This window comes from Mesorhizobium sp. IMUNJ 23232, assembly GCF_044326205.1.
Classification (GTDB): domain Bacteria; phylum Pseudomonadota; class Alphaproteobacteria; order Rhizobiales; family Rhizobiaceae; genus Kumtagia.
Window position 1 is genome coordinate 132,811 of record NZ_JBIRCY010000009.1, and the last position, 24,039, is coordinate 156,849.

At 64.0% G+C, this 24,039-nt stretch carries 19 protein-coding genes and 2 pseudogenes; 14 read left to right on the plus strand and 7 right to left on the minus strand.

All coding sequences use genetic code 11. The features are described from left to right. Positions 1–114 precede the first annotated feature (114 nt). Genes ACH196_RS09260 through ACH196_RS09275 form a run of 4 tightly spaced genes read left to right on the plus strand, consistent with a single transcriptional unit; the run spans position 115 to position 3,620 of the window. Positions 115–1,647, plus strand: a complete 1,533-nt coding sequence (locus ACH196_RS09260; RefSeq protein WP_396646594.1) for a 6-hydroxynicotinate reductase — start codon at positions 115–117, stop codon at positions 1,645–1,647. After that, positions 1,647–2,585 carry a UPF0280 family protein gene (locus ACH196_RS09265; protein ID WP_396646595.1) on the plus strand — a complete coding sequence of 313 codons (939 nt, stop codon included), beginning with the start codon at positions 1,647–1,649 and terminating at the stop codon, positions 2,583–2,585. The genes ACH196_RS09260 and ACH196_RS09265 overlap by 1 nt, the downstream gene beginning before the upstream one ends. Beyond that, complete coding sequence (locus ACH196_RS09270; RefSeq protein ID WP_396646596.1) at positions 2,578–3,162, plus strand: amino acid synthesis family protein; 585 nt, start codon at positions 2,578–2,580, stop codon at positions 3,160–3,162. The genes ACH196_RS09265 and ACH196_RS09270 overlap by 8 nt, the downstream gene beginning before the upstream one ends. Beyond that, the gene (locus tag ACH196_RS09275; RefSeq protein WP_396646597.1) at positions 3,159–3,620 is read left to right on the plus strand and encodes a MarR family winged helix-turn-helix transcriptional regulator; all 462 of its coding nucleotides are present in this window, start codon (positions 3,159–3,161) and stop codon (positions 3,618–3,620) included. The genes ACH196_RS09270 and ACH196_RS09275 overlap by 4 nt, the downstream gene beginning before the upstream one ends. 54 nt (positions 3,621–3,674) lie before the next feature. Here ACH196_RS09275 and ACH196_RS09280 read toward each other — a convergent pair whose 3' ends face one another. From ACH196_RS09280 to ACH196_RS09295, 4 genes and pseudogenes are all read right to left on the minus strand, one after another. After that, positions 3,675–4,058: a hypothetical protein gene (locus ACH196_RS09280; protein WP_396646598.1), complete on the minus strand. Its 384-nt coding sequence runs from the start codon at positions 4,056–4,058 to the stop codon at positions 3,675–3,677. A 154-nt stretch (positions 4,059–4,212) separates the two neighbouring features. Beyond that, positions 4,213–7,365 (minus strand): efflux RND transporter permease subunit, encoded by a 3,153-nt coding sequence (locus ACH196_RS09285; RefSeq protein ID WP_396646599.1) that lies wholly within the window; start codon positions 7,363–7,365, stop codon positions 4,213–4,215. Positions 7,366–7,369: 4 nt separating this feature from the next. After that, on the minus strand, positions 7,370–8,683 hold the full coding sequence (locus ACH196_RS09290) for an efflux RND transporter periplasmic adaptor subunit (RefSeq protein ID WP_396646600.1): 1,314 nt from the start codon (positions 8,681–8,683) through the stop codon (positions 7,370–7,372). A 610-nt stretch (positions 8,684–9,293) separates the two neighbouring features. Beyond that, positions 9,294–10,111 (minus strand): annotated as a pseudogene (locus ACH196_RS09295) (alpha/beta fold hydrolase). 105 nt (positions 10,112–10,216) lie between these two features. Here ACH196_RS09295 and ACH196_RS09300 point away from each other — a divergent pair. Beyond that, entirely contained in the window at positions 10,217–11,140 is a 924-nt protein-coding gene (locus ACH196_RS09300; RefSeq protein WP_396646601.1) for a LysR family transcriptional regulator, read from the plus strand. Here the strand turns inward: ACH196_RS09300 and ACH196_RS09305 are convergent. Then, positions 11,137–11,401: pseudogene (locus tag ACH196_RS09305) on the minus strand (IS5/IS1182 family transposase); the annotation flags it as partial. The gene ACH196_RS09300 and the pseudogene ACH196_RS09305 overlap by 4 nt on opposite strands. 872 nt (positions 11,402–12,273) lie before the next feature. Between ACH196_RS09305 and ACH196_RS09310 the strand changes: the two are divergent. Beyond that, positions 12,274–13,092, plus strand: a complete 819-nt coding sequence (locus tag ACH196_RS09310; RefSeq protein WP_396646602.1) for a hypothetical protein — start codon at positions 12,274–12,276, stop codon at positions 13,090–13,092. A 263-nt stretch (positions 13,093–13,355) separates the two neighbouring features. After that, positions 13,356–15,560 carry a calcium-binding protein gene (locus tag ACH196_RS09315; protein WP_396646603.1) on the plus strand — a complete coding sequence of 735 codons (2,205 nt, stop codon included), beginning with the start codon at positions 13,356–13,358 and terminating at the stop codon, positions 15,558–15,560. Positions 15,561–15,578: 18 nt separating this feature from the next. Here the strand turns inward: ACH196_RS09315 and ACH196_RS09320 are convergent, their stop codons facing one another. Then, a complete protein-coding gene (locus ACH196_RS09320; protein WP_396646604.1) occupies positions 15,579–16,361 on the minus strand; it encodes an IclR family transcriptional regulator in 783 nt (260 codons plus the stop codon). A gap of 236 nt (positions 16,362–16,597) precedes the next feature. Between ACH196_RS09320 and ACH196_RS09325 the strand changes: the two genes are divergently transcribed. Together ACH196_RS09325 and ACH196_RS09330 are read left to right on the plus strand one after the other, a co-directional pair. After that, complete coding sequence (locus ACH196_RS09325; protein ID WP_396646605.1) at positions 16,598–17,029, plus strand: VOC family protein; 432 nt, start codon at positions 16,598–16,600, stop codon at positions 17,027–17,029. A 1-nt stretch (position 17,030) separates the two neighbouring features. Beyond that, on the plus strand, positions 17,031–18,182 hold the full coding sequence (locus ACH196_RS09330; protein ID WP_396646606.1) for an iron-containing alcohol dehydrogenase: 1,152 nt from the start codon (positions 17,031–17,033) through the stop codon (positions 18,180–18,182). A gap of 176 nt (positions 18,183–18,358) precedes the next feature. Here the strand turns inward: ACH196_RS09330 and ACH196_RS09335 are convergent, their stop codons facing one another. After that, complete coding sequence (locus ACH196_RS09335) at positions 18,359–18,796, minus strand: VOC family protein (RefSeq protein ID WP_396646607.1); 438 nt, start codon at positions 18,794–18,796, stop codon at positions 18,359–18,361. 223 nt (positions 18,797–19,019) lie between these two features. On the opposite strand from ACH196_RS09335, the gene ACH196_RS09340 reads away from it, so the two are divergent. From ACH196_RS09340 to ACH196_RS09360, 5 genes are all read left to right on the plus strand, one after another. After that, on the plus strand, positions 19,020–20,150 hold the full coding sequence (locus ACH196_RS09340) for a mannonate dehydratase (protein ID WP_396646608.1): 1,131 nt from the start codon (positions 19,020–19,022) through the stop codon (positions 20,148–20,150). 57 nt (positions 20,151–20,207) lie between these two features. Next, the gene (locus tag ACH196_RS09345; RefSeq protein WP_396646609.1) at positions 20,208–21,413 is read left to right on the plus strand and encodes an ABC transporter substrate-binding protein; all 1,206 of its coding nucleotides are present in this window, start codon (positions 20,208–20,210) and stop codon (positions 21,411–21,413) included. A gap of 78 nt (positions 21,414–21,491) precedes the next feature. Next, positions 21,492–22,349 (plus strand): carbohydrate ABC transporter permease, encoded by an 858-nt coding sequence (locus ACH196_RS09350; protein ID WP_396646610.1) that lies wholly within the window; start codon positions 21,492–21,494, stop codon positions 22,347–22,349. After that, the gene (locus tag ACH196_RS09355; RefSeq protein ID WP_396646611.1) at positions 22,346–23,197 is read left to right on the plus strand and encodes a carbohydrate ABC transporter permease; all 852 of its coding nucleotides are present in this window, start codon (positions 22,346–22,348) and stop codon (positions 23,195–23,197) included. Before ACH196_RS09350 ends, ACH196_RS09355 begins: the two co-directional genes overlap by 4 nt. 15 nt (positions 23,198–23,212) lie before the next feature. Next, on the plus strand, positions 23,213–24,028 hold the full coding sequence (locus tag ACH196_RS09360; protein WP_396646612.1) for an aldo/keto reductase: 816 nt from the start codon (positions 23,213–23,215) through the stop codon (positions 24,026–24,028). Positions 24,029–24,039 lie beyond the last annotated feature (11 nt).

A 24,039-nucleotide genomic window follows, 5' to 3' on the forward strand; every position in this document is an offset into this window, starting at 1 on the left:
TGCCGGCAGGCAGGTGAGGGGCGGCGGAAACGTTGCGGCGTCAGCGCTGCCTCTCATCCGGCCCTTCGGGCCACCTTCTCCCCGTGAACGGGGAGAAGGGAAGGGGCTCGCCCCATGAGCGAACTCGCCGAACGCTTCGACACCCACGATCCCGGCGCAAAACAGGTGGCGGAGAAGATCCGCTGCGATGCCTGTCCGGTCATGTGCTACATCGCCGAGGGCCGCACTGGCGCTTGCGACCGCTACGGCAATTTCGGCGGAAAGATCGTGCGCTGCGACCCGCTGACCATTCTGGAGCATGCCGCCGAAAGCGGCGCGGCAGTGGTGCCGTTCGGCGCGGAGCGCGCGCCATGGAACGGCGAACTGGTCAATACCGGCCACCGCTTCCTCACCGCGATCGGCGCCGGCACCACCTATCCCGACTACAAGCCGGCCCCCTTCATCGTCAGCCAGGAGGTCGAGGGGGTGGACTTGGTGACGGTCGTCACCGAGGGCATCTTCTCCTACTGCGGCGTCAAGATAAAGATCGACACCGACCGCCATATCGGCCCGGAGACGGCGACGGTTCGTAGCGAGGGCGAGGCGGTGGGCCACGTCACCACCGGCGAATACGGCTCGCAGATGCTGTCGCTTGGCGGCGTGCATCATTTGACCGGCGGCTCCAAGCAGGAGGGCCGCGCCACCTGCGACGCCATGCTCAATCTGTGCAACCGCAGGCCGGTCGAACTCAGCATCGACGGCGGCGCGACCGTGGTGGTCGAGGCCGGCAAGGCGCCGGTGATCGACGGCAAGGTCGAGCACCGCATGCGCGTCGGCTGCGGTTCGGCGACCATCGGCATGTTCGCCACGCAATGGCGCGGACTGGTCGACGAGGTGGTGGTGGTCGACGACCACATCACCGGCGTCGTCTCCGAACATCAGGCCGGAAAGGTCTTGGGCTGGGAGGACACCGGCATAAAGATCCTCGGCCGCCGCTCGACGCCCGGCCGTTATTTCAAGGTGTCGGAGCCCGGCCTCGGCTGGGGCGGCACGACGATCTCCGATCCGCTGTCGATCCTTGGCGACTGGAACGTCAAAAAGGGCGCGCGACCGGGCCTGTCGTTGCTGATGGTGTCGACCACCGGTGAACAGTTCGCTTATTTCGAACTCGACGAGGCGCTGAAGCCGGTCGAAAAGCCGTTCCCGGAGCGGCTGCGCAAATCGGTCGGGCTGATCGAGGACAACTGTGAGCCGGCGCTGTGCACGGTCCTGTTCGTCGGCGGGGCGGGCGGTAGCTTGCGCGCTGGCGTGACGGAAAACCCGGTCAACCTGACCCGCTCGGTGCAAGGGCTGAAGACCTATGTGACGGTTGGCGGCGCGCCGGTCTATGTCTGGCCGGGCGGCGGCATCACGCTCATGGTCGACGTCATGCGTGTGCCGGAGGGCGCGTTCGGCTACGTGCCGACGCCTGCGCTGGTCGCGCCGATCGAGTTCACGCTGCGCCGCGACGACTATATCCGGCTGGGCGGATACGAGGCCGAGATTCGTAGCGTCGAGGACGTATTGGCGAAGGGCGGCGAATATTTCAACGACCGTCGCAAGTCGGTTGCTCCGCGCAACAATCCGTGGCCGCCGCTGGCGCAGTTGCATCGCGCAGGGTCCGCCTGATGCAGGCGGCGCAGGCAAACTGGCTGCCCGATGGAAAGCGGCTGCATCTCAACCACGGGCCGATCGACCTGATCGTCGAGGCTTTTGGCGCGCCGGATGAGGTCCAGACGGCCTATGAACAGGCGATGGCTCGATTCGAGACCGTGCTCGGCGAACTGGTCGAGGAACTTCCGGAATTGCGCCGCCCAGCAAGCCTTGGCCGTCCGCGCGATTTTTCCGTCGCGACCGCACGCCGCATGGAGGCGGCAGTGGTTCCGCTGGCTGAAAAGTTCCTCACCCCGATGGCGGCGGTGGCGGGATCGGTAGCCGACGAAATACTGGAGGCGCTGATTGCCGGGCGCAGGCTGGACCGCGCCTATGTCAACAATGGCGGCGACATCGCGCTGCATCTGGCGGCGGGGCAGGAGCTTTCGATCGCCGTCGCCGGGACGGGCCATGGGTTTGCGGATCGGCTCAAAGTCCGCGCCGGGGATCCGGTGCGGGGCATCGCCACGTCAGGCTGGCGCGGCCGCAGCTTTTCGCTGGGCATCGCCGATGCCGTCACCGTGCTGGCACGCACTGGCGCACAGGCCGACGCGGCTGCGACGGTGATCGCCAACGCCGTCGACCTGCCGGGGCATGAGGCCATTGCACGCCGGCCGGCGCGGGAGCTTGCGCCGGACAATGATCTTGGCGAGCGGCTGGTGACGGTCAATGTCGGGACGTTGACCGAAATCGAGGTCGGTTCTGCTCTGGATGCCGGCTTTGCAGTTGCCGAGGATTTGTGGGAGCGGGGTTTTATCGAGGCGGCAGCGCTGTTCCTGGCGGGAGAGAGCAGGATTTGCGGCGACGGCTTTGCGGGTCGTCGGGGCGACGTAGCGCCAAATCCTTCGGCTCCAAGTCCGTTCTTGTTGCCCGCGCAAATGCAAATGACTTCAAAGGAAATCCTGCATGCCTGACTTCCCCATCCGCAAGGTGGCAGTGATCACCGAGGAGATTTTCCACGATGGCGGCCCGGTCGTGCAACAGCCGCGTCTTCGCGCTGCTGCGCTGGCGGTCGTAAAAAACCCCTTTGCCGGCCGCTATGCCGAAGAACTTCAGCCGGCAATGGAGGGTCTGAAGCCGCTCGGACTGCTGCTCACCGACCGGCTGATCGAGGCGCTGGGCAGTGACTTCAAGGCGATCGATTCCTACGGCAAGGGTGCGATCGTCGGCACGGCGGGCGAGATCGAGCATGGCGCGCTGTGGCATGTGCCGGGAGGCTACGCCATGCGCGAAAGATTGGGCGGCGCCAAGGCGATCGTGCCGTCGGCGATGAAGGTCGGCGGCTTCGGCGCGTCGCTCGACGTGCCGCTCGGCCACACCAACGCCGCCTATGTGCGCAGCCATTTCGACGCGATCACGGTCTGCGCGGTCGACGGACCGCGCCCGGACGAGATCGTCTTCGCGCTCGCCATGGCGATCGGCGGCCGCGTTCATGACCGCATGGGCGGGCTGGCGGCGGCCGACATAAAAGTCTGGGACGGCCAGCGATGAGCCGGGACGAGAACGTGCTGAAGCTGGTTGCGGCCGACGAGCCGGTGCCAGACGGCTACCGGCTCCAGGACCAGATCGGCTTCATCCTGCGCCGTGCCCACCAGCGCCATGTCGCGATCTTCGCCGCGCGCATCGCCGACCTGACGCCGCCGCAATTTGCGGCACTCGCGCGATTGCGCGACGCCGGCGAGACCTCGCAGAACCAGTTGGGCACGCTCATCGCCATGGACGCGGCGACCGTCAAGGGCGTCATCGACCGGCTGTCGGCGCGTGGCCTGGTCGAACTCGGCAAGCACGATGCAGACAAACGCCGGCTGATGGTGCGCCTTACCGATGAGGGCCGGCGCGTGGTCGAGGAATTGATCCCGCAGGCGGAGAAGATCACCGCCGAGACGCTGGCGCCGCTCTCGGCTAGGGAGGCGGCAACGCTGGTCCGCCTGCTGGCCAGGATCGCCTGACCGGGGGGGGATCCGTCGGGGTGCTTGCAACTTTCCTCCGAGGCAACGCCGGACTCACGTGCAATTGCGGCCTGCGGCTTTCAATTTGCTGAATTCGACGCGGATATGGCCACCGAGGCCGTGGCCCTCGCGTGAGTCCGCAATCGAAGAGCCGGTAATTTCCTGCGCCCGCTCGGCCTGCGGCCGGGCGCCACGCGGGCCCTCGCTGGCGGAGCCGGACCGCGCTCCCACACCGTTGCGCTCGCGCAGCGAATCCGCGTCGAGCTGGCTCCGGTAGATGGCGTTGAGGATGTCGCAGGCGGAGCGGGCGCGCGTTTCCTCGCGTCCGCGCAAAGGCCCGCCACCCAGCGTGGCCGGTGTGTTCTGGACGGAATCCCATACGGCCCATTGACCGGAAGGCTCCCGCTTGCAGAAGAATCTCGGCTCGTCCTTGTCCACGCCGCCATTCTCCGCTTGGGCATCGGCGGCTGGAGGAATTCCAGCCACGATACACCTATGACGTGTGTTTGTTTCGATCCGATTTCGGTCGGCGCAAAAAATGTTTCGCGCTTGTTTCGGGCAGGGCCGCCCATGTCGACCCGGACGATGGCGTTCAGGCGTGGCCGCCCTCCGTCGTCTCGGCAGGCTTCTTGCGCCGGAACAGCGTGTTGGTGCGCTCGCCGAGCAGGCCGAACAGCACGTAGAGGCCGGGAATGACCAGGATGCCGACGCAAGTGGCGGCAAGCATGCCGGCGACGACGGTGGCGCCCAGCGAGACGCGGCTGGCCGCACCCGCGCCGGTGGCGATCACCAGCGGCACCGAGCCGAGGATGAAGGCCAATGCCGTCATCAGCACGGCGCGGAAGCGCATGTGCCCGCCCTCGATCGCGGCTTCCACGATGTGCTTGCCGGATTCGTGGCTTTCCTTGGCGAACTCGACGATCAGGATGGCGTTTTTCGCCGCCAGACCGATCAGAAGCACAAGCCCGATCTGCGCATAGATGTTCAGGCCGAGCCCCATCGCCTTGATGCCGAGCACCGCGCCGAGCACGGCCACCGTCACCGAGGTGATGACCGCGAAGGGGATGGTCCAGCTTTCATACTGGCCGACGAGGAAGAGGTAGCCGAACAGGATCGCCAGCGCGAAGACCACGATCGTCTGGTTGCTGACCAGCGCCTCCTGGTAGGACAGGCTGGACCATTCGAAGGCGTAGCCGGCCGGCAGCGACTTCGCGGCGACCTCGGCCAGCGCGTCCATCGCCTGGCCGGACGATACGCCAGGCGCCGGCGTGCCGTTGATGTTGGCGTTAGTGAACTGGTTGTAGCGGGTGAGCAGCGTCGGCTGCAGGGTCGTAGTGGCGGTGGCGAAGGCGCGCACCGGCACCATCACCCCGGTGGAACTGCGGACATAGAGTGTCAATATGTCCTCAGGAGTCCGCCGGAATTGCTGGTCCGCCGCGACATTGACCTGGTAGACTTGGCCCAGAATGTTGAAATTGTTGACAAACGCGGAGCCGAGCTGCGCCTGCAGCGTGTTGAAGATGGTCGAGATCGGGATGTTCAGCCGCTCGGCGCGCACCCGGTCGATATCGAGGAAGATGCCCGGCACCTCGGACGAGAAGGTCGAGTAGGCCGAGCCGATCGACGGATCGGCGTTGGCCGCGACGATAAAGGAACGCATGACCTGCGCGAGGTCCTGCGGCGATTGCCCCCCAAGCGCCTCCAGGCGGAAGTCGAAACCGTCCGCGTTGCCGACGCCGGGGATCGCCGGCGGCGGGAAGGCGATGACGTTGGCTTCGGACAGTCCCGCAAATTGGCGGCTGAGGTTTGTATAGATGCCGCGCATGCCAGTCTCCGGCGTCTTGCGCTCGTCCCACGGCTTCATGACGATCAACGCCAGGCCGGCGTTAGGCTGCGAGGCGCCGGTGAGCAGGCTGTAGCCCGACACCGTGACGACGTTGGCGACGCCGTCGATGCTTCGCCCGATGTCCTTGACCCTGTCGAGCACCGCCTGGGTACGCGGCAGGGAGGCGGCGTCCGGCAGTTGCACGTTGACGAACAGGATGCCCTGGTCCTCGTTGGGGATGAAGGCGGTCGGGGTCTTTGTGAACATCCAGTAGGCTGCGCCGCCGACCAGCACCACCAGCAGGCCGGCGACGAGCGAGCGGCGCGCCAGGAAGCCGGTTATGCTGGTATAGCCGTTGCGGGTGCCGTCCAGCCCGATGTTGAACCAGCGGAACGGCCCCCGCGCCGGCTTGGGATGCCGCAGCAGAACGGCGCACAGCGCCGGGCTGAGCGTCAGCGCGTTGATCGCCGAGATGGTGACCGACGCCGTGATGGTGATGGCGAACTGGCGGTAGAGCTGGCCGGTGATGCCGGGCAGGAAGGCTGTTGGCAGGAACACCGCGATCAGCACCAGCGTCGTCGATACGATCGGGCCTGTCACCTGCCGCATGGCGAGGCTGGCCGCCTCGGCCGGCGTGGTTCCTGGCTGCTCCTCCATCACGCGCTGCACGTTTTCGACCACGACGATGGCGTCGTCGACGACAAGGCCGATAGCGAGGATGAGCGCGAACAGCGTGACTGTGTTGGCCGAGAATCCGAACGCCAGCAGCACCGCGAAGACGCCGATCAGCGAGACGGGGATGGTCACCGCCGGGATCAGCGTGGCGCGCCAGTCTTGCAGGAAGACGAACACGACGATCAGCACGATGACGGCGGTGATGATCAACGTATGGATGATCTCGTCGACGGTGGCGCGCACGAAGTCGGTCGAATCGTAGATCACCTGGTAGGAGACGTCGTCGGGAAAGCGGCTTTTCAACTGCTCCAGCTCGGTCTTTACGCCTGCGGCGACGCCGAGCGCGTTCGATCCGGGCGACTGGTAGATGGCGATGGTGGCAGCGGGTGCGCCGTTCAACTGGCTGACCGAACTGTAGGTCTGTGCGCCGAGTTCGATGCGCGCGATATCGCGGACGCGGACGATGCCGCCGGCCTCGCTGGTGCGCACGATGATGCTGCCGAATTCCTCCGGACTGTCGAGCAGGCCGAGCGCGGTGATCGAATATTGCAGCACCTGGTCGTCGGGGATCGGCGGTGCGCCGATGAGGCCGGCCGCCGCCTGCACGTTCTGCTGCGAGATCGCGTTGGTGACGTCGTCGGTAGTGATCCCGAGTGCCGCCATGCGCTCGGGGTCGAGCCAGATGCGCATCGAATAGTTGAGCGGCCCCATCAGGTTGGCCGAACCAACACCGTTGACGCGCGACAGCGGGTTGACGACGTTGATCTGCGCGAAGTTCGATAGGAACAGGCCGTCATTCGTGCCCTTGGGCGAGAACACGTTGATGATCAGCAGGAAATTGGGCTGTTGCGCACGCACGTTGACGCCCAGGCGAGTCACGGCGGAGGGCAGTTGCGGCTGGGCCAGGGCAACACGGTTCTGCACGTTGACCTGCGCGATGTCGGGATCGGTTCCGACGGCGAAGGTCACCGTCAGCGTATAGGTGCCGGTCGAACTCACGGTCGAGGCCATGTAGATCATGTCCTGGACGCCGTTGACCTGCTGCTCGATGGGGATCGCGACCGTGTCGGCCAGCGTCTGCGCGTCGGCGCCCGGATAGGTCGCGGTCACCTGGACGGTCGGCGGCGTGATGTTGGGATACTGCGCGACCGGGATGTTGAGCAGCGCGATGCTGCCGGCCAGCGTTATCAGGATGGCGATGACCATCGCCAGGCGCGGGCGCTGGATGAAGATGTCGGCGAACATTGTTTCAGTTCCCCGTCTTGGCCGGCGTTGGGTTCACGACCATGCCGGCCTGCACCCTTTGGATGCCGGAGACAATGATGATCTCACCGCTGGCCAGCCCCGACTGCACGGACCAGTCTACGCCGACCCGCTCCCCCAGGGTGACGCGGCGGATCACGGCACGGTTGTCGTCGCCGAGCGTGAACACATAGGCGCCGTCCTTGTCCTGCAGCACGGCCGAGGCGGGCACCAGCGGCAGCTCCACGGATTGACCGACCTGCACGGTTACAGAAACAAACTGACCGGGGACGAGCTGCAGCCCGGGGTTAGGAAACTCGGCATAGACGGCGATGGTGCCCGTGTTGGGGTCGATCGCATTGTCGATGAAAGCGATCTTGCCGGGCTGGTTGTATGCGGTGCCGTCGGAGAGCGTGAGCGCGGGCTGGTATTTTGACGCGCCTGCGATGAGGCCCTTGTTGTTCGGCTTTAACGCGTCGACGACCTGCAGATATTCGCGATCGGAGATGGAGAAGACGACGCGGATCGGATCGGTCTGGACGACGGTGGCGAGCGTGCCGCTCGACGGCGAGACGAGGTTGCCGACAGTGATCTGCGCCTTGCCGATGCGGCCGCTGATCGGCGTCTTGACGTCGGTGTAGGAGAGGTTGAGTTGGGCGGTCTTGACCTGCGACTGCGCCTGCGCGACCTGCGCCTGTGCCTGCCCGAGTTGGGCGGAAGCGGTGTCACGCGACGCGGTCGCCTGGTCAACCGTCGACTGTGGAACATCCTTGGTCTTCAGCAGTGCGATCTGACGGTCGAGCGTGATCTGCTGTTGCTTGAGGTTGGCATCCGCACCGGTCACGCTGGCTTGCGCCGACTGCAGCGTGGCCTTCGCTCCGTCGAGCGCGGCCTGGTAGGTGTCCTTTTCGATGCCGAAGGCGAGGCTGTCGGCCTTGACGAAACTGCCTTCCTGGAAGTCGACCGAATCGAGGAAACCCTCGACACGGGCCATCAGATTGACCTGCTGGATCGCCTGCACCGTGCCGACGAACTTGCCCTGGCGTGTCACTTCCCCGAGCTTCACAGCCGCCGTTTCGACGGCTGCCGCCGGCTTTTGCGCGGCTTCCTGCGCCGATGCCATTCCCAGGGCCGTGCAACACAACAGGGCCGCGGCGAGCGACGAACGCAATCCGGACAACAGCACGATTTCGGTCCCCTTGAAACGAGTCGAAATACCGCAATGACGGCAAGCGGTTAACAAAGCTTTTGAGCGGGACTGTAGGACAGGCTTGTGACGAACGGTAGGCCTCGCCAGGCAGATCGTTGGCGGCGGCGGCAAATTTCCTGTCTGAGGGCGGCGGCTGGCACGGCGGGACGGCCTCCTCGTTTCAGGCCCAAGGGAGCTTCGAAGCGCTGAAATACAGGAACAGTTTTACCCGGTCCGTCTGGAAACCCGGAACCGGTTGGAAGGCTTGTGGCCGGGACGGCGCAAAGATTGGGGACAGTTTATTACACCCACAGTAATAAGCGTGATGGCAAGGTAACCCCATCCCAGTCTCGTCCGAGTGCGGCGTGGAGCCTGCCTATGTCCGAAATGGGGTGGAGGCTGTGTGAAAACTCAACCTGGACCTTGCGCACGAGAATGTCGCTCCTGACGGGGGCGTATATTTAGAACGTTGATGCTATCAAGCGCTGCCAACAACAGATTTTGAGAACAGAATTTTACACTTTTAGGCATGAGAAGCGTTTTCACACAGCCTCGGGTGAGAACCTGACCGACCGCTTATCGGCGGCTGAGTAGGGAAAGCGGCCACCCAGGTGGCTGTCCGAGCTTGCCCGACGAATTTCGAGGAGGGATTGAGCTTCTTGTTCGTACCTTCGTCACTACGGCGAAGCCCGAACCCTCCTCAAACTACACCCCTAAAGGCCATAATCGATGAGAGTTGTGGTTAAGGCCTGATGAACGAGAGCAGGTCGGGGTTGAGGACATCCGCATGTGTGGTTAGCATCCCATGGGGGTAGCCGGAATAAGTCTTTAGCGACCCGTGCTTAAGCAGCTCGACCGCGCGCGGCACTGAACTTGCGAACGGGACGACTTGATCAGCCTCGCCGTGCATCACCAGTACCGGCACGGTGATCTTCTTGAGGTCTTCGGTATAATCTTCGAGCCAAGAGTCGACAGTCGCGTAGTGAGCCAGGGCTCCGCCGGCCATGCCTTGGCGCCACCAGTTCGCAATGATCGCCTCCGAAGGCTTCGCCCCATCGAGGTTGTAGCCGTAGAACGGATTCTCTGGGACAAAACGGTAGAACTCCGACCGGTTGCCCAGCACGCCTGCCCGGATCGCCTCGAACCACTCAGGCGGTTGACCGGACGGGTTTTCCTCGCTCCGGTACATGTTCGGCGTAAGCGAAGCGACCAGCGCCGCCTTCGCGACTCGCTCTTGGTGGCGAGCGACATAGCGAGCGACCTCCCCCCACCTGTCGAGTGCCCTATGTGGATGGCGTCGCGCAGGTCGAGGTGTTCAGTCAGGGCCGCGAGGTCGGCAACCCAGTGGTCCATGTTGTTGCCGCTGCTGGGCTGGTCGGACCGGCCGTGGCCGCGCCGATCATGGGCGATGACCCGATACCCGTGATGAAGGAAGAATGTCATCTGGGCGTCCCAGTCGTCCGCTGAGAGCGGCCAACCGTGGCTGAAAACGATCGGCTGACCTGATCCCCAATCCTTGTAGAAGATGTTGACACCGTCTGTTGTTGTGATCGTGGACATGGCTGTAATCTCCTTTGGTTGAGCCCCTGCGTTAAGTCTTGCTTTCGCTGAAGACAAGGACCTTGTAGGCTGCGATGTATGCCTTGGAAGCATATCGGGGGAAGAATGGAACTTCGGCATTTGCGCTACTTCATTGCAGTCGCGGAGGAAGGTAGCTTTTTGAACGCTGCCCAACGGCGCCTGAACACTTCGCAGCCGTCGCTGAGCCGGCAGATTCGTGATTTGGAATCCGAAGTTGGCGTGCAGTTGCTAGAGCGCCAGACGCGTGGCGTGGCGCTTACCGATGCCGGAAGAGTTTTTCTCGATCACGCGCGGCTGGCGCTGGCGCAAGTCGAAGCGGCGAAAGATGGTGCGCGGCGGACCGCACAGCCGCATAAGCCAGCACTTTCCATGGGGTTCATGGTCGGACTGGAGGTAATGTGGCTCCCCCACTTGTTGCGTATCCTCCGTGAGGAAGAGCCTGAGATCGAAGTCACCTTGTGTAGTCAGTCCTCGCCAGAACTCGCCCTCGCCTTAGCTCGCGGGAAGCTGGACATTGCCTTTCTCCGCCCTGAAAAACAGAACGCGGGCCTGACCTTCAAGTTGTTGGCGAAGGAGCCCTTGATCGCAGTTCTGCCGGCAGCCCATCGCTTGGCCTCGCGCAAAAGGATTCGCCCACAGGATCTTGTTCGCGAGGTCTATGTCAGCTCGGCGAGAACATCTCCCGTATTGCACAGTGTCATTCAGGACTATGCGTCGAAGGTTGGGATCGTGCTCAAGGCAAAGTATGAAGGCGAGAACATATCTTCGGCCATGTCGCTGGTCGCATCCACCGGCGGAGTGACTCTCGTTCCGCTTTATGCGCAAAATATGCTGGCGGCAAACGTTGTTGCTAGAGCGCTCGAGGGCGTCCCACCAACCGTCGATCTCACTCTCGGCTACAACCAGGCAAATTCCTCTCCTTTGCTCTGCCGGCTTTTGTCCCGCGCGGATGAATTGGTTGCAAGTGTTCAAGATCAGAGCATCACTCGCTACGTTGAAGCTGGCTAAGGACGTGGATCACTCCTGCGAAGCCTTAACGTGATCGAGGCAAGCTGAACGAAAGCAAAGTAGTTCGGCGCCAGCTTGTCGTAGCGCGTCGCCACCCGGCAGCATTGTTTAATCCCTGTTGAATAACCGCTCGACTTGGTTGCGAGCGCGGTGGAGATACGGGTTGAAGCATATCGGATCACTTCGATTGCTCTTTGGCGAGATATCCGTCCACGAGCCTTACTTAGCTACAAGCTTCCTAATCCAATCTGCGTCGTCACCACATGCGGACCTGCTGCTTCCGGCCCCGTCTTTGCCATCGGACGCAGCCGAACGAACGGCAGGTTTCGGCAGCGATCGTATCAACCGTAAATGGCCGCAATGGGGTCGAGGCTGTGTGAAAACTCGACGTCGAGCCATGGATGAAGAATGCTATTCCCAGATCGACCTAGACCGAGAATTGCATAATCGTTTGGGTGGTTCCAAGCGTACTCATGGAGAACAATATTCTGTGCTCTCGATGAGGAGTCGTGTTTTCACACAGCCTCGGGTCGAAAGCGGACATTCAGCGTCGGCATCAAGCGTAAGACGCGCCAAGGCGGGTTCGGCCGGCTTCTCCCCGCCAAGACGACGGATTCAATGTCATCCGTCGCGACAAGCGAAGTTCCCGCTTGCCCTCGCAGAGGCTTCGGCTTCCAACCGCTTGCGCTGCCTTCATTGGGCACGCATTCTCCGCGAAAATTGGCGTGCAGAGCCTGGCGCTCTCCTCTCGGTCGATATTGCAGATGGCCCGGAGGCCGGTCGATCCGAAAGCCGCTTTTGGTAGCTCTCGGTCATGCTTGTTACGCCAGAATCCACCAGGCTTGCCGTCAAGGCTCTGATTTAACTTGTTTTTACAGGCATGACATTCTTCCGGACCGTGCCCTTGCATTCAGCCGGGAGGCACTCCGGGCAGGCCGCTGCGCCTCGAAAAGTCGAGCCTTTTCAATGTATTGTGCGAGGGGGGCGTAAAGAGATAGGATTATTATCCTGGGATTATTTACATCAAAACCGATCTGTGCGATACTCCGTCCGCGTGTGATGGAGAAAGGCGGTGGAGTTGATGGACGAGATACCGCAAATCGAGCCGGGAGGCGCTGAAGCGCATCCTGGCTATGCTCGTCGGCATGGCCGAAATGGCCGGCGGTGCGTCAACCCTCCCCCGCCACCTCTACCGCGCCATATTGCGGCTGCTGCGCCCGGCCGAATCCGCCGCCAGGCGCCTCGTCATCGCGGCGGCGCAAGGCATCGTGGTGACGCTGCCGCCGCTGCGGCCGCGCAAGCCGAAGCCGAAGATTGCCGACACGGTGGCCGCCATGCGCCGCCTCGGCCTCGCCGTCACCCTGTCGCGCGAGGATTTTGCCCGCTACGAAGCAGAGCGCAAAGCCGCCGAACGCCGCGCCGCCAGGCCCCGCACAATCAGCCTGCCGCTGTTCGATCCCCAAAAGTATCCGTTCCGCGTCCGACGCCACTATCTCCCGGCGCGCGGCGTGCCGCGCATCTGGGTTCCCGGCTTCAGCGAGCGGGCTCCGCTGCCGCCGCCGCCAGCGCTCGACGACCCGATCGATGCGGCGCGGCTCTCCTTGCGGCTCGCAGCACTTGGTGCGCCCTCGACGACCTGCCAAGACAGGCAAGACGGTTCGCCCGCTGGAAGGCGCGCTGCGACGCGGCGGTCGCGGAGATGCGGCAGATCGGCAGCGCCGTGGTCGTGCGCGGCAGGACGAAGCGAGGCACGGTCCGCTTCCAGCGGACACGGCCGTTGTGGCTGGGGCGTCCGCCGGGCAGCCGGCTGTCGCCCTACGATCCCACCGCGACGCACCGCCGCGGCATCCGTGAGATCGATGAGATTCTGGCGCATGCCCATGCGCTGGCCCTGGAAGCGCTGGAACAGCCGCGACCGGACAGTTCATGACGGGCGTCACCCTCGAATCTGAAAAGCTGAGAATCGACGGCCGGTGCGAATTTTTCCGCCGCGCGGCGAAGATTTGTGCTGCCTGAAAAATGCCGTTTCTCACCTGTTGGCGAAGCCATGGCGGAGGGGCAGATTTGTCGACCGGACCGTTGCCCGCAACCTTCCCCACCCGACAGGGGCGCGTCCTTACCTTGTCCTGAAAACAGTTTCCGCCGGGGCCGCTTGCCACAATCTCGGCTGTTGCCGGATAATGTCCTCGGGTTCATCTCGGGGTCAGGCAGGCTCATGCCCATCGAACGTTTAGGTCCGGACTTCATCGTCAACACCACCACGGCCGGCGCGCAGATCGTGCCAAAAGTCACCTGCCTCGCCGACGGTCGTTTTCTGGTGTCGTGGCGGTCCGATACCCCGGCCAACGGTCAGGACGTGTTCGGGCGGTTGTTCGAGGCAGACGGCAGCCCCTCCGGCGGCGACTTCGTGCTGAATGCGATCACCGGGAACAACCAGGTCCTGTCGACGGTGTCGGCGCTGCCGGACGGCCGGTTCGTCGCCATGTGGTCGTCCTTCGACACGGGCGACGGCTCGTCCTCCTGCATCCGCGCCCGTTTCTTCGATGCCGACGGCAATCCGGAGGGCATCGAATTCGTCGCCAACTCCACTGCGGCGGCGAGCCAGGCGCGGCCCGCCATCACGCCGCTCGACGACGGCCGGTTCGTGGCCACCTGGCAGTCCTACGACACCGGCGACGGTTCCGGGACCTGCATCCGCGCGCGGCTGTTCGAGGCCGACGGCAGCCCGGTGGGCGCCGATTTCATCGTCAATACCACCACGCTGGATCTGCAGATCTCGCCGGTCATCGTGACGCTCGCGGACGGCCGCTTCATGGTGTCGTGGAATTCGTCCGACGGCGGCGACGGCGAGGGCGAGTGCATGCGCGCGCGGCTCTTCAATGCCGACGGCAGCAACGTGGGGAACGACTTCATCGTCAACACCACCGTCTCGGGCGGCCAGACCAATCCCGGCCTCGCGACGCTCGCCGACGGACGCATCCTGGCAATCTTTGAATCCGACGACACCGCGGACGGCTTTTTCGGCTGCATCCGCGCCCGCTTCCTCGATGCCGACGGCAATCCGATTGGCGACGACTTCATCGTCAACACGACGGCCGAGAGCAACCAGGCGGATCCGAAGATCATCGCGCTCGCCGATGGCCGTGCGCTGGCACTCTGGTATTCCGGGGACACCGGCGACGGCTCCGGCCTGTGCGTCCGCGCGCGGATCGTCAACATCGACGGCAGCTTTTCCGGCGACGATTTCATCGTCAACACCGTGGCCGCCGGCAAGCAGTTCAATCCTTCCGCGACCGCGCTGCCCGATGGACGCTTCGTTGTCACCTGGCAGTCCGAGGATATTGGCGACGGCGACGGCAGTTGCATTCGCGCCCAGATTTTCGACGCAACGGTCTTCGACGGAACCGCCGCCGCCGATAGCTGGACCGGCGGCAATTTCGCGGACGCTATTCATGGCGGCGGCGGAGACGACACGCTGTCGGGTCTCGCAGGCAACGACGTCATCAACGGGGAAGCGGGCGACGACGTGCTCAACGGCGGCGCAGGCGCCGACACCCTGGCGGGCGGCTCCGGCAATGATATCTTCTACGTCAACAGCCAGGCGGATATGGTCATCGAAATTGCCGGACAAGGCGACGCCGACAGGGTGACCGCGTCCGCCGACTACGCTCTGGCGGCCGGCGCCGAGGTGGAGCAATTGCGCACCACGTCGAGCGGCGGCACGGCGTCGATCGACCTGACCGGCAATGCTATGAGCCAGACAATCACCGGCAATGCCGGCGCAAACGTGCTCAGCGACGGCGGCAAAGGTGCGAGCGACACCCTGATCGGCCTTGGCGGCAACGACACCTACCGCATCTACAACTCCGGTGACGTCATCGTCGAGACCTCCTCCCAGGGTGCATCCGACCGGGTGATGGCGGCGGTGGACTACAAGCTCGGCGCGGGCGTGCATGTCGAGGTGATCACCACCAACGGGACATCCGGAACCTCCGGCATCGACCTGACCGGCAACGAATTCGCGCAGGCGATCACCGGCAATGCTGGCGCCAACATCATCGACGGCAAGGGCGGCTCGGACACGCTGCGGGGCAGCAACGGCCAGGATTTCTTCGTCTTTTCCACGGCGCTCGGCGCAGCCAATGTCGACACGCTGGCGGATTTCAGCGTGGCGGCCGACACGATCCGGCTGGAGAACGCAGTCTTCACGGCGCTTGGCACGACCGGGCTTCTGGCGGCGAGCGCCTTCTCCGCGAATGCGGCTGGTGTCGCGCAGGATGCGGACGATCGCATCGTCTACGACACCGCGACCGGCGGCCTGTTCTACGATGCCGACGGCACCGGCGCGATGGCCGCCGTTCAGTTCGCGACAATGGCGGTGGGGCTGGCGGTGACCAACGCCGATTTCGTCGTGATCTGACGCGCGCCCGGACGTCTGTCAGTCCGGCATCGCTTGGGAAATGGTCCTGGCCATGTCAATCGCCGCCATGCGAATCTCCTCCATGCGGCTTGGCTCGGCGCCGGCGAGGAAGGGTACGCTCAGCGCGCCGACGACCTTGCCGCCCCCGGTGACCACGGGTGCTGCGAAAGCGTGGATGCTGGGTGCGTTCTCGCCCTTGTCCTGCGCCCAGCCGAGACGTTTTATTTTCGCAAGCTCGGCGCGCAGCCGTTTCGGGTCGGTGACCGTTTTGCTGGTGTAGGCGATCAGCGGCTTGGCCAGCCAGTATTCCAACTCGTCCGGCGGCAGGTGTGCGAGCAGCAGCTTGCTCGCCGCGCCGGCATGGATCGGCATGCGCTGGCCGGGCGCCACGGTCAGCGCGTATTCGCGGCGGCCCTGTGCGGCCGACAGCACCAGTATGCCGTCCTGGTCGATGACGCTGAGTTTTATGCCTTCGCCAAGCTCGGCGGCGAGCTTGTCGAGGAAAGGCTGGGCGATTGCGGCGAGATCGACTTCGCTGGCACGCGAGGCGACATGCGCGGCGAGCGACAGCAGGCGACGGCCGAGATGATAGGCGCCGCCTTCGTCGCGGCGGACCATGCTGTGCTGCTGCAGAGAATTGAGGATGCGGTATATAGTTGTGCGTGGCAGCCGCAAGGTCTCGGTGAGCTCGCGGATGGTCAGGCCGGAAGCGTGGTGCGCGAGTTCGCCCAGCACGTCCATCATCCGGTCGATGACCGGGATGGTGTGCTTGCTGGCCGCGTCCTCGTTGATGTCGTTCATGCGTCGCCCTTGCGGTTGACAATCACCTGCCTGTCACTAGCATAGGAAATTGAACTGTCAAAGTTCATATTTGGATAGAAGGTCGAACCAACCGTCCAATTTGGCGTGACAGAGCCGGGAGGAGTTTTGGCCGATGACAGGGTGTAGACTATGCCCGTTGCACCTGCGCGCGACATGCGACGCCGTGCGATACGGCCGGCTTCTCATCTCGAACAGCCATTCATAGGGCACATTTCATGCTGACCGTTTCATCGATCGCTCACGTCGCCATCCGGGTCAAGGACGTGGAGAGGACGCTTGATTTCTATATCAACAAGCTCGGTTTCGCCGAGATGTTGCGGCTCGATCGCGACGGGCGGCTGTGGCTGGTCTATCTGCGCATCACCGACGACCAGTATCTCGAAATTTTTCCGGAAGGCGAGGGCGAGCGCGCCGCCGAACGGGAGGCCGTGGGCTTCAACCACATGTGCCTTGCCGTGCCGGATATCGAGCAGACCGTGCGTGAACTCGACGCGGCGGGCGTCGAGATGATCCGGCCGAAAGTGTTGGGCGCCGACGGCAACTGGCAGATCTGGATCGAGGATCCGGACGGGCATCGAATCGAGCTGATGCAGATGATGCCGGATGCTATGCAACCCGCCGCGATCAAGCGTCTGAAGGGGCTTTGACATGGCGCGCATCACCTATCTGACGGCAATCGATTTCGGACCGGGCGAACTGAAGTTGCTGCCGGCGGCGCTGGCCGAACTGAAGATCGCGCGGCCGCTGCTGATCTCCGACCATGGACTTGCCGCCTCGGGCCTCGTCGGCTCCGTGACTACAATGCTGCCCACCGGCGCACCGGTCTTTCTCGACACGCCGACCAACCCGCCCGAAAGCGCCGTGCAGGCGGCGCTCGATGTCTACCGCGCGCAAGAGTGCGATGGGATCGTCGCGCTAGGCGGCGGATCGCCGATCGACCTCGCCAAGGGCGTGGCGCTGCTGGCGGCGCATGCCGGGCCGCTGGAGCAATATGCGGCCATCTATGGCGGCATCGAGCGCATCTCGGCAAACGTCGCGCCGGTGATTGCCATCCCGACGACGGCGGGAACCGGCGCGGAGGTCGGCCGCGCCTCGTTGCTGACGCTGGACGATGGACGCAAGCTCGGCTTCATCAGTCCGTTTCTTATTCCGCGCCGCGCCATCTGCGACCCCGAACTGACGCTGGGGCTGCCGCCCTACCTCACCGCTGCGACCGGTCTCGATGCGCTGTCGCATTGCATCGAGACACTGTTTTCGCCGCGCCTGAACCCGCCCGCCGAGGCGATCGCGCTGGATGGCGCCGGGCGGCTCTGGCGAAACCTGCCGAAAGCCTTCGTCGACGGGTCCGACCTCGCGGCGCGTGGCGAGGTGATGATGGGCGCGCTGCATGGCGGCCTGTCGTTCCAGAAGGGGCTGGGCGCCGTGCATTCGCTGAGCCATGCGCTGGGCGGGCTGAAGGATTTGAAGCTGCATCACGGCACGCTGAACGCGATCCTGATGCCGATCGTGGTGCGCTTCAACGCCACCGATGTCGGCGACAAGCTGGCGCGGCTGAAGGCGACGATGGGATTGCCGGCGGATGCCGATCTGGCGGCCGAGCTGGAAGCCCTCAACCGGCGCTTCAGCCTGCCGCCCGGCCTTGCCGCGATGGGCGTCTCGCGCGCGCATTTCGACTGGGTGATCGAGCGGGCGCTGGCCGACCACAGCCATGCCACCAATCCACGCGCCGCCTCGGCGGAGGACTATCGCGCCATGCTGGAAGAGGCTTTTGCCGAGAACGCCACCGAAGGTGCGAAATGAAGATCGTCGCCCAAAAGGTGTTCATCGCGAATGTCTCGCGCACCAATTTTGTTTTTGTGAACTCTACACGGACGACGGTATCGAGGGAGTCGGCGAGGCGACGCTGGAGTGGAAGACCAAAACGATGGTGTCGGCGCTCGAGGAACTTGAGCGGGTGCTGGTCGGCCGCGATCCCCTCACCCGAGTTCCTGGGCGAGTCCGATGAGAAGTCCTTCCGGCCCGCGTATGTAGCAGAGCCGATACGCGTCTTCGTACCTGACGACTTCGCCGACGAGCTCGGCGCCGCATGCGCGGAGCCGTTTTAGCGTGTCGTCGATGTCGTCCACAGCGAACATGACGCGGAGATAGCCCAAAGCGTTGACCGGGGCGTTGCGATGATCCGCGACGACCGCCGGCCTAATAAAGCGGGAGAGTTCGAGCCGGCTATGGCCGTCCGGTGTGCGCGTCATGGCGATCTCGACATGCTGATCGCCCAGTCCGGTGACGCGTCCCGCCCATTCTCCTTCGATCATGGCTTGCCCTTCGAGTTCGAGGCCGAGTTCGCGAAAGAAATCGATCGTCGCGGCGAGGTCCTCGACGACGATTCCCACGTTATGCATCTGCTTGATCGCCATGCTTTCCGGTCCCCAAGGTGTCATTGCAATCCACACCGCCAGCCGGTTCTCAAACGGTCTTCCAGGCAGGCGGCGTATCGAAATTCCCACAAAACATTACCACCGCAACTGCGCGGTTGACAGGCAGGGTCATTGCCATCATAGTTATCCATAGAATTGACAGAGTTCAAATGTGAACTGAAGGACAAAGAGCCGGCGTCAATCGGGAGGAGACGGACGGAGGATGGCGTTGCGGGTCGGACTTTCTCTGCATGGCGCTTCGCTGAGCGAACAGGGCGCGCGTTTTGCCGCCCAGCTCGGCGTGCGCGACGTGGTCGTCCATCTCACCAACTACACGCGCAACGCCGACAGCTCGGCCTATCTCGCGGGTGGTGTCGGCCCGATCAACGGCGAGTGCATCGACGCGCCGCTGTGGAGCTACGACTATATGGCCGGCATGGTCGCCATGCTTGACCGCCATGGGCTGAGCATTGCGGCGATGGAGAATATCTCGCCGAATTTCTGGTCCGACATCCTGCTCGACGGGCCGCGCAAGCTGGAGCAGATGGAGGCGATGAAGGCGCTGGTGCGCGATGCCGGCCGTGCCGGCATCCCGGTCATCGGCTACAATTTCTCGCTGGCCGGCGTCTGGGGCTGGCAGCGCAAGCCGATAGCGCGCGGAAACGCTGTGACCGCCGTGTTCGCCGCCGACGAGATCGACATCGACAGCCCGCTGCCGGACGGAATAGTGGGCAACATGCGCTACCGCCATGCGGTGGCGGGCGCGGCTGCGCAGACGGTGGACGAGGCGACGCTGTGGGCGCGGCTGGAATGGTTCCTGCATGAACTCGTGCCGGTGGCGGAGGAGGCGGGCGTGCGGCTCGCCGCGCATCCAGACGATCCGCCGGTGGAGCGGCTGCGCGGTACGGCGCGGCTGGTCAACAGCCATGCCAAATACGATCGGCTGCTGGCCATCGCGCCGAGCCCAGCCAACGCGCTGGAATATTGCGTCGGCTCGCTGGCCGAGATGCGCGATGGCGACATTTATGAAACGACCCGCCGCTTCGCCCGCGCGGGCGCCATCGCCTACGTCCATTTCCGCAATGTGCGTGGCAAGGTGCCGAACTATGTCGAGACCTTCGTCGACGATGGCGACGTCGACATGGCCGAGATCGTGCGGGTGCTGCATGAGGAGGGTTTTGACGGCGTGCTGGTGCCCGATCACGTGCCGGACCTCGACTGCGCCGCGCCGTGGCACGCCGGACATGCCTATACGGTCGGCTACATGAAGGCGCTGGTGGTGCATGCCGCCGCGCTGTCGGCGACGCGCCCGGCACCTGTCCGCAATCCTGCAATCGCCGCCGTGGGGCGGTGACGACGATCCGGCCGGCGGGCCGGGCGCGACGCTTGTGTCGCATGGGAGGAAATGACGATGAGACTGAAGACGACAGCATTGCTGAGCGCGGCCATCGCAGCGCTTTCGGCCGGCATGGCATTCGCCGGCGAGGTGACCTGGTGGACGCCGAATTTTAATGAGGCGCGGGCCAAGACGCTGGTGGAGAAATTCCAGGCGGCGCATCCCGACATCACGGTGAAGCTGGAGATCACCACCACGGACGGCCTGCCGCAGCGCGTGCTGACCGCGCTGCAGTCGGGTGCGGCGCCCGATATTGTTGACGTGCAGCATGGCTGGGTGAACGGCTACGCGCAGAACAAGCTGGTGCTGCCGCTGGACGACGTGCTGAAGGACCGCGAGGATTATATCCCGGCCGCGCTCCAATACGTTACCTGGGACAATAAGCTCTGGGGCATCCCCTACCGCATCGAGACGCATGCGGTGATTTTCAACAAGGGCGACTTCACCGCTGCCGGTCTCGATCCGAACAAGCCGCCGCAGACATGGGACGAGCTGGTCGCGGCCGCCGAAAAACTGTCAGTCAACGGCAAGTCGGGCTTCGCCATCACCGGCGGCGGTGAGGTCGGCAACACCATATTCCGCTCGCTGCCGTTCATGTGGATGGTCGGCGGCGGCATCATCTCCAACGACGGCAAGACGGTGCTGGTCAACACGCCCGAGAGCGTCAAGGCGGTGACCTTCTACACCGACTTCTTCAAGAAGAAGCTGTCGCCTGCCTCGACGCTGGAAAATGACGGCACGGCCAACCGCCGCCTGTTCATCGCCGAAAAGGTGTCGATGTATCAGTCGGGCCAGTTCGATGTTCCGTCGATCCGCAAGGAGAACGATAAGATCGATGTCGGGGTGATGGCGATCCCGCATCCGGAAGGCGGCAAGACCGCCGCGATCCTCGGTGGCTGGAGCCTCGTCGTGCCATCCTCGGCCAAGAACCCCGACGACGCCAAGACCTTGATCTCCTTCCTCGCCGAATCCGAGAACCAGGCAGTGCTGACCGACACGTTCCCGGCGCGCATCTCGGCCATGAAGGCGGAGCGCTTCAACGATCCGATCCTGCAGGTGTTCAAGGAGATGCTGCCCTACGGCCGTCCGGTGCCGGCGCATCCGAACTGGGTGCAGATCAGCCAGGCCTATTTCGACGGCATCCAGCGCATCCTGCTCGGTGACGAGGACGTGCAGAAGGCCATGGACGGCGCCGCCGCGGAAATCGAGTCGCTGCTGTAACCAGAGCGCTCCTCCCCGGTGCCCCGGCGGCATTTTTTGGCCACCGGGGCGCTGCCTTCACGCGGGAAGCACCCACGAATGCAGAGACAATCGACAGGCTATCTGTTCGTGTTGCCGGCGCTTCTGCTGCTGGCGATGCTGATCGCCTATCCGGTCGCCTATACAGCGCTGCTCAGCGTGACGGATAACCAGGGCGAATATGTCGGGCTGGAGAATTTCCGGCGCATCCTGGCCGCGCGCGCCACGCCCATCGCCTTCTGGAACACGCTGTGGTGGGTGTTCGGCTCGATCGTCTTCCAGGTTGTGCTCGGCGTGCTGACGGCCATCCTGCTCAATCAGAATTTCAGGGGCAGGGCGCTGGTGCGTTCGGTCACGCTTGTTCCGTGGGTCGTGCCGGGCATCGTCGCGGCGACCACCTGGGCGTGGATGTTGCACACCGAGTTCGGCATCATCAACTACATGCTGACGGCGCCCGGCGTCATCGACGAGCCGGTCGGCTGGCTGACCAATGGCAGTACCGTCATGCCAGTGATGATCGCCATCAATGTCTGGAAGATGTTCCCCTTCGTCGCCATCATGGTGCTGGCGGGCCTGCAATCCATCCCCAACGACCTCTACGAGGCGGCGCGCATCGACGGCGCGAGTTTCTGGGAAGAGGTCTGGTATGTGATGCTGCCGCAGGTACGCATGGTGATCGTCGCCGTCACCCTGCTGCTGGTGATCTGGGCGCTGAATCACATCACCATCATCTACGCCATCACCAGGGGCGGGCCGGCCAACCGCACGCTGATCACGCCGATCCAGATCTTCCGCACCGCGTTCGAGGGCGTGCAGTTCAACCAGGCGGCGGCACTTTCGGTGATGTTCTTCGGCGTCGCGATCGTGGTGGTGTTCGTCTACATCAAAACCCTCGCCTCCAGCGGTGACCAGCCATGAACGCCAAGGCGGAAACCCTGAAGCGACCCGGCCTTTCGCGGCCGTTGATCGTCATCGGCTCGCTGCTGGTGGTCGTGGTCTGCCTGTTCCCGTTCTGGTGGATGGCGCTGTCGTCGGTGAAGACGCTGCGCGAGCTCTATACGATCCCGCCGATCTGGTGGCCGGAAATGCCGACGCTCGACAACTACCGCAAGGTTTTGTTCGAATCGAACATCCCGCGCTATTTCCTCAACAGCCTGGTGATCTCGATCGGCGCAACCGCGCTGGCGCTGGTGCTTGCGGTGTTCGCCTCCTACGGCTTCGCCCGCTTCAACTTCAAGGGCAAGCCGCTGCTGCAATCCTTCGTGCTGGTCGGCCAACTGCTGCCGACCGCGGCGATCATCGTGCCGCTGTTCGTCACGCTGCGCGTGCTCGGACTGGTCAACACCTACTGGGGCCTGATCCTCGTCTACATGATCATCACCCTGCCGCTGTCGGTGTGGATGCTGACCAGCTATTTCAAGGCGATCCCGGTCGAGCTTGAGGAGGCGGCGATCATCGACGGGGCGAGCCGGCTCGGCTGCCTGCTGCGCATCACCCTGCCGCTGTCGCTGCCGGGCATCGTCTCGGTGCTGGTCTATGCCTTCGTCACCACCTGGAACGAGTTCATCTTCGCGCTGTGCTTCGCCACCGATTCCTCGGTGAAGACACTGCCGATCGGCCTTGCCGAGTTCTCGACCGAGTTCAACACCGACTGGGGGGCGGTCATGGCGGCCTCGGTGGTGATGACGCTGCCCATCGCGCTGCTGTTCCTGTCCATGCAGCGTCTTTTCATCGGCGGGCTGACCGCCGGCGCCACCAAAGGCTGATCAAGGAAATTTTTTATGACCTACAACTCTCCAATCCCGCAACTCGGCCTCGGCACGTTCGGCCGAACCGGCGAAGCCGGCATCGAAGCGCTGCTGACCGCCATCGAGGTCGGCTACCGGCATATCGACACCGCGCAAAGCTATGACACCGAGAGCAGCGTCGGCGCTGCGATCCGCCGCTCCGGCCTGCCGCGCGGCGACTTTTTCGTCACCACCAAGGTCGCTGACACCAATCTCGACAGAGCGAGCTTCATGCCGAGCGTCGAGAAGAGCCTGGAAACGCTTGGCATAGACCGGGTCGACCTGCTGCTGATCCACTGGCCGTCGCAGCACGATTTTGTGCCGTTCGAGGACTACATGCTGGCGCTCGCTGAAGCGAAGGCGAAGGGGTTTACGAAACATATCGGCGTCTCGAATTTCCCCATCGCCGACCTGGAACGGACCCGCGCGCTGCTCGGCGACGACGCCATCGCCACCGACCAGGTGGAGATCCATCCCTACATGCAGACACCAAAGCTGCGCGACTATGCGCGCTCGCGCCGGCTGACGCTCACCGCCTACCAGCCGCTGGTCAAGGGCAAGGTGCATGACGACCCGGTGCTGGCGGCGATCGGCAAGGCGCATGGCGTCAGCGCCGCCGCCGCGGCGCTGGCCTTCCTGATGGGCGAGGGCCACGTCGTCATTCCCGCCTCGTCCAGCAAAGCCAATCTGGAAGCGAACTTCGCCGCTCTCGGTGTTCGCCTGACCGACGCCGAGATGGACCAGGTCCGCGCCCTGAACCGGGGCGACCGCCGTATCAACCCGGCAAAATCGCCGCGCTGGGACGATTGATTCCTTCAATC